Annotated in this window: 5 protein-coding genes; 4 read left to right on the top strand and 1 reads right to left on the bottom strand. The window is 58.5% G+C overall.

Annotated features, from left to right (window positions below):
• The first annotated feature begins 277 nt into the window (after positions 1-277).
• The 4 genes from SO139_RS45125 (at position 278) to SO139_RS45110 (ending at position 4,594) form a co-directional block, all read left to right on the top strand.
• Positions 278-667, top strand: a complete 390-nt coding sequence (locus SO139_RS45125) for an Arm DNA-binding domain-containing protein (protein ID WP_449384590.1) — start codon at positions 278-280, stop codon at positions 665-667.
• Positions 633-1,517 (top strand): sulfatase-like hydrolase/transferase, encoded by an 885-nt coding sequence (locus SO139_RS45120; protein ID WP_449384589.1) that lies wholly within the window; start codon positions 633-635, stop codon positions 1,515-1,517. Before SO139_RS45125 ends, SO139_RS45120 begins: the two co-directional genes overlap by 35 nt.
• 153 nt (positions 1,518-1,670) lie before the next feature.
• On the top strand, positions 1,671-3,272 hold the full coding sequence (locus tag SO139_RS45115; protein WP_449384588.1) for a glycoside hydrolase family 17 protein: 1,602 nt from the start codon (positions 1,671-1,673) through the stop codon (positions 3,270-3,272).
• A 137-nt stretch (positions 3,273-3,409) separates the two neighbouring features.
• Entirely contained in the window at positions 3,410-4,594 is a 1,185-nt protein-coding gene (locus SO139_RS45110; RefSeq protein WP_449384587.1) for an acyltransferase family protein, read from the top strand.
• 1,239 nt (positions 4,595-5,833) lie between these two features.
• Here SO139_RS45110 and SO139_RS45105 read toward each other — a convergent pair.
• Positions 5,834-6,349 (bottom strand): hypothetical protein, encoded by a 516-nt coding sequence (locus tag SO139_RS45105; RefSeq protein WP_449384586.1) that lies wholly within the window; start codon positions 6,347-6,349, stop codon positions 5,834-5,836.
• Positions 6,350-6,675 lie beyond the last annotated feature (326 nt).

The following is a 6,675-nucleotide window of genomic DNA, read 5'->3' as shown; positions in this document are numbered from 1 at the left end:
CTCGACAACCCGTTCGGCACGAGGCTGTCACCCATGTCTTAGGTACGGTCCGTTACCCATGTCTTCGGGCCGGACAGATTTAGCTTGGTGAGCGCGCTGGGGCTCGAACCCAGGACCCCGTGATTAAAAGTCCCAAAGTATTCTCTGCCATCGGATGACCGTAGCTTCCAAATCCCTTGTTTTATGAGGATTCTGGACTCATACCCTTAGTCATAGGCGACACGCGACGACACGAAGCGCCTGGTCTTGCTTCCCAATCGCTTCCCAGAGGGTCCACATGGCCAAGCTGACGAATGGGTCAGTTCGTACTCTGTCGGTGAAGGGTACTGACACGCTGTATGCCGACACTGAAGTGCCCGGCCTCTATCTTCGCGTCCGAGCCGGCGGCTCCCGCACGTTCATTATTCAGTGGCGACAGGGCCAATTCCAGCGCCGCAGCACCGTTGGGAAGGTTGGTGTCCTTACGGTGGACGAGGCCCGAAAAAAGGCCCGCAAGCTGCTGGTGGGCATCGACGAGGGTAATGACCCGGTTGCCGTCAAAGCCAAGGGTCGCGCCGATGACAAGCAGCTGTTCGGCTTATTGGCCGAGGAATATCTCGACCTACGCGCCAAGGACATGAAGCCGCAGAGTCTTGAGCAGACATCGCTCCACCTGCGGAACTGGTAATGGGGATTGGGCCGATTGCTTAGCCGAGATGGACTACCGTACCGGGAAAATCCTCGACGCCATCAAACAAGCGGGCGTTGAAGACGATACGCTGGTGATTTTCACCAGCGACAATGGTCCGGAAGCGACCCACCCGTGGGAAGGGGACAGTGGACCTTGGCGGGGCACGTATTTCACAGCAATGGAGGCCTCACTGCGAACGCCATTCATCATCCGTTGGCCCGGCAAAGTGCCAGCCGGTCGCGCCAACAACGAGATTGTCCACATGGTAGACCTGTTCACGACACTTGCACATGTCGGCGGGGCGGACATTCCAAACGATCGCGCTATCGACGGGCTTGATGGATACGCTAGGGCGCTAACAGGGAGGGGGTACCCACCCCGTAAAGCATTGGCACGCAGAGCAATACCACCGGACATAAGGTCACTGTGTCGGGCTTATACAGGTGAGGCCGTAAGATCTCTTGCCGCCATCATGCGTCACGCCGATGCGCCACCCAACGCACGCATACAGGCCATTGCCAAGTTGGACTTTTTCCTCGGAAAGAAAGAAGCTTCCAACCGCGAAGGCTTTCCCGCGTACGTGGCCGATCGGTTGACGGCCGTCAAATGGCGGAACTGGAAGATGCATCTCATCAAGCAAGAAGGTATGTACGACATCCCACAGAAGCTGCCGTTGCCAATCGTCATCAACCTCCTGAGAGATCGGAAGGAAGAGCGCGACGTGGCTCCCTACAACACTTGGGTGGCCGAACCGATGCTGAAGATTGTTGCCGATTTCGAAGCAAGCCTAAGTAAATATCCGCCTGTCAAACTCGGCACCCCCGACCCGTATACACCGCCTCGTTGACCTTCTGCCGCAGCTTGGTATTGGGTCACCTTGTGGGCCTAACTTGAAGTGCCTGGATGGAAGCAAAGGGGCCACGGTCTAAATCAAAAAGTAAGTGTCTGAAATTCTCGCATATTGAGGAAGCCAAAAAACACTCTTGCAAGGAGGCCGGAATTGGTCTCTCTCCGCGCGCCACTAACGCTTCTGTTGGTTTCCCTGTGCGCTATCGCCGCAGTGTGGGGGTGGCTGGGCACACCAGTCAAATTGGCCGACGCACCGGTCGATCCGAACAACAAAGTGCAATGCATATCTTATGCTCCCTTCCGCAGCAATCAAACGTCACTTTCGTCGGCTACGCAGGTGTCGAGAGAACAGATCGCTGAAGATCTTGCCCAACTCGCGGAGATATCCGACTGCATTCGCACTTATGCGACCGATCTTGGGCTCGATCAAATTCCCGAACTTGCGGCGAAGGCGGGGCTGAAGGTCATTCAGGGCATTTTTCTGGACAGGGATCGCCAGAAGAATTCAACCCAGATCTCGACGGCGGTGCGCCTCGCGAAAGAATATCCAGAAACGATCATCGCGCTCGTGGTCGGCAACGAGACTTTGTTGCGCAAGGACATAACCACTTCCGACCTCGCCGCGACGATTCGATCGGTCAAGGCGCAAGTCAGCGTCCCTGTCACATATGCCGACGTTTGGGAGTTCTGGCTTAGTAATCGCGAACTTTACGACGCCGTCGATTTCGTCACGGTTCATATCTTGCCGTATTGGGAGAATGTTCCGGTCCGAGCGGAATCGGCGGCCGCTCACGTCGACACCATTCGCCGTCAGATAGCGTCCGCCTTTCCGGGCAAGGAAATCCTGATCGGGGAAATAGGCTGGCCTAGCGAAGGGCGGATGCGCGAAGCCGCGCTTCCGTCGCGCACCAATCAGGCTCGGGTGGTCTCGGAAATCCTTGTCCTTGCCCGGCGCGAGCATTTCCGCGTCAACCTGTTCGAGGCTTATGACGAATCGTGGAAGCGAGAGATCGAGGGCACGGTTGGCGGATCCTGGGGCCTGTTCGATTCCATCGGGCGCACGCTGAAGTATCCACCCGGCGTGCCCATCAGTAATTTTCCGTTCTGGAAGCTTCAGATGGGCAGCGGAATGGTGCTCACGATCCTGGTATTTGGCGCGGCGTGGCTGGCCTCGCGGCGAAGCCCTCGGAAGCGCAGCCTTGCCTCATGGTTTGCAGTCGGGATATCGGCAGCCACGGCCGGAATTCTATTTGGGGTGGCCGCCCAGAAGATGTTCTATGAACGTGTTGGAGTAGGCGGCTCGCTTCTATGGGGCTCGCTTCTGGTGACGGCAACTGCTTCACCTGTGTTTGGTGCACACGCTCTCATGTCAGGTCGCCCCACGCCCAGTTTTGTGCAATTGCTGGGTCCGACGGACTGTCGGACAGAACGGGTGTCGATCTGGCACGGGCTGGCCTGGATCGTGACCATCGTAATCGGCACCGCCACCGCGCTCGGTCTTGTGTTCGACCCGCGCTTTATTGATTTTCCTTTTGCCGCTCTCACCATGGCGGCGGTGCCTTTTGCGGTTGCGACGCGCCTCAATGCCCCGGAAAAGGGAAGCCGCCCCATGGCGGAATCCTTGTTTGCCGGCGTTTTTCTGCTCGCAGCGATCTACATAGGGATTAACGAGGGGCCGGCCAACTGGCAGTCGCTGTGGACTTGCGGGGTCTATATTCTGCTCGCAGTTACGCTATGGCGGACGCGGGCTTGACGTGGGGGCCGCTCCGCTTGCCACATTCAAGGACGCTCCTTTCGGACAGAAGGGCATAAGCTCCGGACTTTCATCTCGCCGCTTGCTACAGCTACCTCGGCGGGAAACTTAAACGTTCCAGTCAGGCGAGGTATATCATGTCATCAATCTCGCAGACGGAAGTGCGAGCGAATGATCAGGCACCGCCAAAAGCAAAAGCGCGTAGCGCCGCACTCGACCGCACCCGCACCTTCCTCACGCTGGTGGTACTGCTCCATCACGCCGTCATTCCATACACCCATTTCGGTCATACCGATCCAAAGTCGTGGATCGGTTTTGACATGATCGTGCTCGCCACTGACAGCTTCTTCATGGCGATGTTTTTCTTTCTGTCGGGTCTGTTTGTCTGGCCGGGACTCGCACGCAAGGGACCGCTGGACTATCTGCGCGATCGCCTGATCCGGCTCGGTTTGCCTTTCGTGATTTGTGCTTTCACGATCATCCCGTTAGCCTACTACGCGATTGAACTGCGTCAGCACCCAAACGTCAGCTTCGCCGACTTCTGGTGGAAAACCATCACCGAAGGACCTTGGCCGAGTGGCCCGATCTGGTTCCTTTGGGTGTTGCTTACCTTCGACGTCATCGCAAGCGTCCTCTACAAGCTCTCGCCCACACTGATCGATCCGATCAATCGCCTGTCGCTACACGGCCATGACCATCCAGCGCAATTCTTCGCAGCCATGCTTGCCGTCACCGCCGTGTTCTACATCCCGGGTCTAGTTCACTTTGGACCATTCACTTGGTTCGAGTTCGGACCGTTCTCGGTCCAGCACGGGCGCGTACTGCTGTATGCGACCTACTTCTTTTTTGGTGCGGGCATTGGCGTCAGGTACCTGGACGGCGGATTACTGGCTTCCGATGGCCAGCTCGCAAAGCGCAGCTGGGCTTGGGCGCTTCTAGCACTCGTTCCCTATTGCTTCATGTGGATGCTGATCTACGTCAAGCGCGAAATCCTCGGAAACCCGACCCCGCTGCCCAACTGGTATGAAGCGATCTATGCACTGTTCTTCGCGTCCTTCAGCGTGGCGATCATGTTTGCGATCCTGGCCTATTTCTTGAGATTCAGGCAATCGGGCTGGAGCAGCCTCGACCCTATGCAGTCCGCTGCCTACGGCATGTTCTTGGTGCACTACCCGATTGTGCTTTGGCTGGTGTATTGGATGGTCGACTTCGACATCCCGGCGATAGCCAAGGGCCTGATCGCTTTCTTGCTCACTGTCTTCCTGAGCTGGGGCGCGACTGAAGTGTTGCAAAAGATTCCGGGCGCAAGGCACGTGCTGTAAGTCGTATCAGCTCAAGCTCCGTGCGGATAGATTCGGGACAGCGCTCTTTGCATATTCGGCGATCGGCTTGCGACTGATGGTTCGGATGCAGTGAATCGAACACCACTGAAGAATTGTCCGGAGTGGTAGCCATGATGAAGAATATCGTAGCCGGACTTGTCTTGGTGGGTATGATGATCATTGGCGTGCTCGCGTTCGCCCAGAAACATGATGGATGCTTGCACGGACATTTGATCACAGACTTTAAGCCCTGCGGATCAGTCAGCCCTTCAATATAGGGCCTGCGATAGTTGGGGCTCGCCTAGCGCTATACAGGCTGCTCAAGGTCCGCAGCATAAGAGCCGTTAGTTCCGTCATTGCGACCGCGTGACCCAACGATTGCAGCTCGGGGAGATCGTGTCGCGCGCTTTCTCGTAAAGTGTCTGGGTAGCAAGGTAATTCCGAAGGCGCACCTGGGCGGTCTACATCTAGGCCGGGTTGATCGAGACAGCCTCTCGCTCCACGAGCGCCACGGGAGCGAGCGCGACGGTGCCAGTGCCCGACGGGAACCAGCGTCGATCGTGCCAGCGTGCTAATTAGTGGCCAGAGAAAGCGAGCATCAGCCTCCGCGCGTCACGCGGCGCAAGCGCTTGCAGCCGCGAGTGGGCGCGGTTGGCGCAAAAGTTCATTCAACGGACCAACACTCTCCCACCGCGCGCACACGCGGCCCACTTTCGCCGCCGCCTAGTCGCGCTCATCCCGCCAGTCCTCGAAATCGGCTTCCGTCCGTTTGGACAAAAACACGCCCCCCCGCAGCCGGGAGCGCCGCACGGGCGCTCTCAAAGGTTACCGCTATGCCCGCTGTGCATTCTCCTGGACGTAATCCCGGATAAAAGCCGCAGCACTTCCCTCGCTGGCCGAGCATTAGCGGCCTTCTGATTGGATAGCGGATCAGCCTAAAGGCGAGGACAGGTCTCTTTGCGGAGCCTAACAACCATCGACACCGTTGAGCTATAGTGCAGCGCGGTGCCGCCTGCACTCGTATGCATCCTGTATCCTGCTATCGCTGTGATCGAAGTCTTCGTGAACTAGACGGCTAGGGCGCACCACGGCCTGCCAGGAACCAGGGGGTTTGAAGGGGCGTTGTAGCGTTGGCTAGGAGGGCCGTTGTCATGGACAGGCAACGTACAGCGTTGGCTCTATTTGCCGTTGCTCTTGCCATCGCAATTGTGGTCGCGTCCGTCACGACGCTGGAGAGCGTCAACACGCGTCAGGCCGCGAACGACGCACCGCCCGGCACGACCGGCCTCGCTCGGCAGCACCCACCGCTTGATCGTGCACCGGGTGAGCCGATCCAGAAAGAGCGGTAGCGCATCGCGCGGCGTTCACGGCAAGGTAACAAGCGCGTTGACGAAAGCGTCTAGAAGAAGGTCGGTATTTTGCCGCGACGAGAGGGTAGCCGTAGCCCCAAGCGATAGTTGAAGCCCCGCGGGCGTCGCAGCGTGATCGAGCCAGCGGCTCCAAGGTGTTGCCACTCGCCAGCAGCCGCACGTAGGTCCCGCTCTCGTGCATCTCGAGCCAGCCGCGATCGATCGCGAGGTTGATGCCCGCGCCGAACTCCTCGCCGCTGGCCTTCAGCGTGTCGAGAAGCGGCGCGTTGATCTTCTCGATGTGGATGCGGCCGTCTTGCACAGGCTCAATGCCGGCAGCGAGCTCGACGAGCTTGCGCGCTGCGGTTTCCGGGTTGGCGAAGGGACGTTCGGCGGTGAGCTTCATGGATCGATGAGGCGATGGGCGATGCTGATGTGGGAATCAAGAGTTGGGTTCGTGACTACCTCGCCGCAGAACGGCCCGTCGTCTCATGTCCACTCCCAAGCTTCAGGAAGGCATGTAACTGGCTAAAGCAGGCACTTTGGAGACCAAAGGCGATTTGGCGATGTCCGCTCCGGGGTCACAAGCGGCGGTCGAGGCAAGCATACCCCGGCGTCCGGTTTACCGCGAAGCGCTGTTCGGCTTGGGCCCAAAGCACGAAGTCGCTGCGCTCCAGCCCGCTGCGCGGGGGCAAGAGCCGAGAGGCCGGTAGCCGGTTGAGAGTGTATAAT

It is taken from the genome of Bradyrhizobium sp. UFLA05-89 (assembly GCF_059803475.1).
The sequence above is the reverse complement of the archived record's forward strand: the minus strand, read 5'-3'. Positions and strand labels throughout refer to the sequence as shown.